We start from the raw sequence: 4753 nt of genomic DNA on the forward strand, positions 1-4753 counted from the left end.
CACCGGCGCCGGGATCGCACCCGGCGCTCGTGCGCGGGGGCGGCCGCGGCCGTTCTCACTGCCGTCCGCGGTCCTCCGCCGGTCTCCGCCGCCCCTGGACCGGAGAGGACCGGAGAGGACCGGAGAGGACCGGAGAGGCCGGGAAGGGCCGGGAGGTGACCGCGCGCCAGGCGGCGCCCGACGGGTGGTTTAGTCCATTCACCTGTCCGGGGATTGTCGCCGGACGGATCTCCCGGAACCTCAACAACGCCCGCCGGCAAGCGGGTTCGCAGGCCCGGGCCCGGTCGGGGCTAGGCCGTTCGGCGGTCCCGGGCGCGATCGCGAAGATGCGAGAAGGCCCCGGCTGACGTGTCCTCACATCTATGGCACCGCCGAATGGGAGGTCGAAGGGATGGCTGGACAGGGTGGACGTCCGCGGTGGACGCCGGACCGGCGAGGACTGGTGCTGCGCGGCGCGGCGCTGGGGGCGCTGGGAAGCGTCCCGTTCCTGCTGGGAGGAGCCCGGGAGACCGGGAGAGGGATGCCGGGCGGTGACGCCGCTCCGGCGGCCTTCCCGGCCGGGCAGGAGGCGGCCCTGGGGCGCTGGTCCCGGCCGGTGACGGGGGACTACCGGGTCTCGGCCGCCTACGGGATCCCCGGGAACTGGCAGGCGGGCCACCACACGGGCATCGACTTCGCGATGCCCGTCGGCACCCCCGTCCACGCGGTCGGCGCCGGCTCCGTGGTCTTCGCCGGCGAGGCCGGCGCCTACGGAAGGGCGGTGACGATCAGGATGGACGACGACTACTACGCCCTCTACGCCCATCTGTCGCGGATCTCGGCGAACGGCGGGCAGCGGGTGGGGGCGGGCAGCCCGGTGGGCAGCTCGGGGGCCACGGGCCGGGTCACCGGCCCCCACCTGCACTTCGAGGTGCGCAGCAAACGCGGCTACGGCTCGGACGTCGACCCCGTCGCCTATCTCGCCCGGCGCGGGGTGCGGCTGTTGTGACCCCCGCCGCGCCCCGCGACCCGGCGGACGGTCAAGGCCCGGTCCGCTGCCGCGGGCCGGGCCTTGACCGTTCAAGGGTGAGTAACGGGACTCGAACCCGCGACATCCTGGACCACAACCAGGTGCTCTACCAGCTGAGCTATACCCACCATGACCGGTGCTCGTGGTGCTTTCCGCACCGGCCGATAAGAGTGTACAGGGTCGCGAGCCCTGCCCGCGCACCCTTGTGCCGTGTGGCCCCGACAGGCCCCACGCGGCCCCGCACGGCCCCGGGAGGGGCTCCGCGGGGCCGGGGCGCCTCAGGCCGCGGCCGGCGGCACGTGCCGGGCCGCGATCCGCCGGGCCGTCTCCGAGTCCGGACCGGGCGCGGGGACGAAGACCGCCTCGCGGTAGTAGCGCAGCTCCGCGATGGACTCCCTGATGTCCGCCAGCGCCCGGTGGTTGCCGCGCTTCTCCGGGCTGTTGAAGTACGCCTTCGGATACCAGCGCCGGGCCAGCTCCTTGATGGAGGAGACGTCGACGATCCGGTAGTGGAGGTAGTCCTCCAGTGTCGGCATGTCGCGCATCAGGAAGCCGCGGTCGGTCCCGACGGAGTTCCCGCACAGCGGGGCCCGGCCGGGCTCGGGGACGTGCTTCCTGACGTACTCCAGGACCCGCTGTTCGGCGTCCTCCAGCGTGGTGCCTCCGGCCAGCTCGTCGAGCAGGCCGGAGGCGGTGTGCATCTCGCGGACGACGTCGGGCATGGTGTCCAGCGCCTCGGCGGGCGGGCGGATCACGATGTCCACTCCGTCACCGAGCACGTTCAGCTCCGAGTCGGTGACCAGCGCGGCCACCTCGACGAGAGCGTCTTCGGACAGCGAGAGCCCGGTCATCTCGCAGTCGATCCACACCATGCGATCGTTCATGTGCTCCAGCCTACGGGGCCCGGCCGGGCGTGCGGCCCCGCTGGGAGGGCAGTCGGGGGGAGTAGGTGTCGGATTCCGGTTTGCCGGGCTCGCCCCGTACGCCGCGCTCCGCCCGGTCGGTGCGTTCTCCCCGTTCTTCCTCTCTGTTCCCTCGCTCCCCTCTGCCTCCCCGGTCGCCCTTCTCCGCGTGCCCGGAGGGAAGGACCGTGCCGGGTGCGGCGGGCTCGGCCGCGGCACGGTCGGCGCGTGCCTCGGAGGCGCGCTCCCCGTCCCCGCCGCCCTCCGGTCTGCCGGTGCGCGCCCGGTAGGCCGCCCGGTACGCCGCCGGGGAGGCGCCCAGCTGCCGCCGGAAGTGGCCGCGCAGCGCGACCGGCGAGCGGAAGCCGCAGCGCCCGGCGACCTCGTCGACCGAGTAGTCGGAGGTCTCCAGCAGCCGCTGCGCCTGGAGCACCCGCTGGGTGATCAGCCACTGCAGCGGCGCGCTGCCGGTCAGCGAGCGGAACCGGCGGTCGAAGGTCCGCCGGCTCATGTAGGCCCGTGCGGCGAGCGTCTCCACGTCGAACTGCTCGTGGAGGTGCTCCAGGGCCCAGGCCACGACCTCGGCGAGCGGGTCGGTGCCGATCTCCTCGGGTAAAGACCTGTCCAGGTAGCGCTCCTGGCCGCCGTTGCCGCGCCGGGGCGGTACGACGAGGCGGCGGGCCAGGGCTCCCGCCGCCTCGGCGCCGTGGTCGGTGCGCACCACGTGCAGGCACAGGTCGATACCCGCCGCCGTGCCGGCGGAGGTGAGGATGTCCCCGTCGTCCACGAACAGCTCGCGCGGGTCGACGTGGACCGCCGGGTAGCGCTTGGCCAGCGTCGGCGCGTACATCCAGTGCGTCGTCGCGGGGCGGCCGTCGAGCAGCCCCGCCGCGGCGAGCACGAACGCGCCCGTGCACAGGCCTATGATCCGAGCCCCTTCCTCGTGCGCCCGCCGCAGGGCGTCGAGGGCCGCCGAGGGCGGCGGCTGGGTGATGGAACGCCAGGCGGGCACGACGATCGTGCCCGCCCGGGAGAGAGCCTCCAGGCCGTACGGAGCGGTCAACTCCAGGCCTCCCGTGGTGCGCAGGGGTCCCTCTTCGCCCGCGCACACCAGAAGGCGGTAGCGGGGAACGCCGGCGTCCTGCCGGTCGATGCCGAAGACGGACAGCGGGATGGAGCTCTCGAAGATCGGGCCGCCGCCGAAGAGCAGTACGGCGACGATCTCGCGGCGGCGGCGCGCGGCCAGCTTGCGCGTCGTCCCAGGGCCGTGCGGTGGCTCCTGGCTCATGGAACTAAGCCCCCCTCAGTCGTCGCGTCCTTCCGGTCCTGCACGTTTCCCCCGCCGTGGTTAGCCAAGATCGAATCTACTGTGTCCGACGAGGCCGACGGGACAAGTTCACCATTCGCTGCTATGTCGACATGACAACTTGGCGTGAAGCGTTCGATCACGAAGCGTTTCACTCGTCGGCGCCCCTGGGAAGAACGCCTTGCTCCGTGGCCGTCCGTCCGCGGGGTGCACTTGTTCGCCTCGATTCTCCCCGCCCTGGTGGGCGGTGCGGGGTCAGCCTCTGGCAAGTTGTGTACCACGGCTGGAAGTTGGCCGAAAAGCGCAGGCGCTCAGAAAGCGGGAACGGGAGCCCGGGAGGCGTGCGCCGCGCACCGGGGGCGGACTGTCGCAGACGCCGTCCGCCTCCGTGCGCCCTCGCACCCGCACGGTGGTCCGGCGCCCCGGTGAGAGCGGGGGCGCGGGGCACCGTGCGGCCGGGGCGGGGCAGGCCCGGCTCGCCGGAGGAGGGGGATCCGGAAGGTCCCGGGCGGGCCCCGGGGAGGCGCGCGGGCGGCACGGGAGGCCGCCCCGGCATTGCGCAACGCTTTCCGCTCCGGCATGCTGCACCGGCAGTGACCGCAGCCTCTGGGCAAGGGGGGAGTGCCGTCGTACCCTCAGGGGTATGGGCTGAGGAAGATGCTTCCAGGACGTATTCCCAGGCACACGTGACGTAACCGATGGCTGGACACGAGATCCCCGACCCCGCGGACCGCAAGCGGCTGGCCGACCCGGCGATGACACCCCGGGCGGCGGAAGAGACGCGCCACTCCTGCGATCCGGCGTTCCGGCACGGGGTCGTGGTGGGATTCGACGGCTCGGTCTCCAGTGAGCGGGCCCTGGCCTATGCCATCGGTATGGCCAGGCGCTCCGATTCCGGACTGATCATCGTCCATGTCGCCAACCGGCTCCCGACGACCGTATGGGCGGGCTGCGAGCCGCCGGTCTTCGTCGACGTCCCCGACCACCGCACCGAGGTGCTGGGCCTGGAGCTGGCCTGCGCGGACCACCTGTCCGAGGTCCCCTGGATCCTCGTCGAGCGCGGCGGCGACATCTGTCACGAACTGGAGGAGGTCGGCTGCGAGTACGAGGCCGACGCCATCGTCGTCGGCTCCACGCACGGCCTCGTCGGCCGGTTCTTCGGCTCGGTCGCGGGCCGTCTCGCCCGCCGCGCGCGGCGCCCGGTCGTGGTCATCCCGTAGGGACCGCCCCGCCGCGTCCTTCCAACTCGCCACGTTCGGACGGGAGTCGGTGAATCCATCCTCGTCCGGAGGTGGATTGTGCGCTTGTGACGGGCATACAGACAGCATCGCGCCGCCGCGCGGGAGGTGACGGTCCCACGCCGGTGGTCCACCGCCGGTGTGATGGGCGACGCCGGTGCGGGGAGGCGGTCCCCTCGTGCGCCCGGTGGCACGTACGGGGGGACCGCCCGCGCGTTCCGCGGCCGGGGGCGCCCCCGCGGCCGCCCCGCCGCCTGCCGCACGGCCTACTCCCCGGAGCCGGAACCCGGGCCGGGGC

General features: G+C 73.3%; 4 protein-coding genes and 1 tRNA gene. 2 read left to right on the forward strand and 3 right to left on the reverse strand.

What is annotated here, in order from left to right; all coding sequences use genetic code 11:
* The first annotated feature begins 391 nt into the window (after window positions 1–391).
* Window positions 392–988, forward strand: coding sequence for a murein hydrolase activator EnvC family protein (locus AC2CJA_RS24200; RefSeq protein ID WP_484604805.1), 597 nt, complete (start codon window positions 392–394; stop codon window positions 986–988).
* 76 nt (window positions 989–1064) lie between these two features.
* Here AC2CJA_RS24200 and AC2CJA_RS24205 read toward each other — a convergent pair.
* The 3 genes from AC2CJA_RS24205 to AC2CJA_RS24215 all read right to left on the reverse strand — a co-directional run bounded on the left by AC2CJA_RS24205 (window position 1065) and on the right by AC2CJA_RS24215 (window position 3199).
* A tRNA-His gene (locus AC2CJA_RS24205) sits at window positions 1065–1137 on the reverse strand.
* A gap of 150 nt (window positions 1138–1287) precedes the next feature.
* Window positions 1288–1893, reverse strand: coding sequence for an oligoribonuclease (gene orn / locus AC2CJA_RS24210; protein ID WP_484604806.1), 606 nt, complete (start codon window positions 1891–1893; stop codon window positions 1288–1290).
* A 10-nt stretch (window positions 1894–1903) separates the two neighbouring features.
* Window positions 1904–3199 (reverse strand): helix-turn-helix domain-containing protein, encoded by a 1296-nt coding sequence (locus AC2CJA_RS24215; protein ID WP_484604807.1) that lies wholly within the window; start codon window positions 3197–3199, stop codon window positions 1904–1906.
* 716 nt (window positions 3200–3915) lie between these two features.
* Here AC2CJA_RS24215 and AC2CJA_RS24220 point away from each other — a divergent pair.
* Entirely contained in the window at window positions 3916–4437 is a 522-nt protein-coding gene (locus tag AC2CJA_RS24220; protein ID WP_484604808.1) for a universal stress protein, read from the forward strand.
* Window positions 4438–4753 lie beyond the last annotated feature (316 nt).

The organism is Streptomyces sp. ATLC9, from assembly GCF_057196705.1.

Coding starts and splice junctions, on each gene's coding strand:
- AC2CJA_RS24200 (WP_484604805.1), top strand. CDS start 392: ATGGCTGGACAGGGTGGACGTCCGCGGTGGACGCCGGACCGGCGAGGA.
- orn (WP_484604806.1), bottom strand. CDS start 1,893: ATGAACGATCGCATGGTGTGGATCGACTGCGAGATGACCGGGCTCTCG.
- AC2CJA_RS24215 (WP_484604807.1), bottom strand. CDS start 3,199: ATGAGCCAGGAGCCACCGCACGGCCCTGGGACGACGCGCAAGCTGGCC.
- AC2CJA_RS24220 (WP_484604808.1), top strand. CDS start 3,916: ATGGCTGGACACGAGATCCCCGACCCCGCGGACCGCAAGCGGCTGGCC.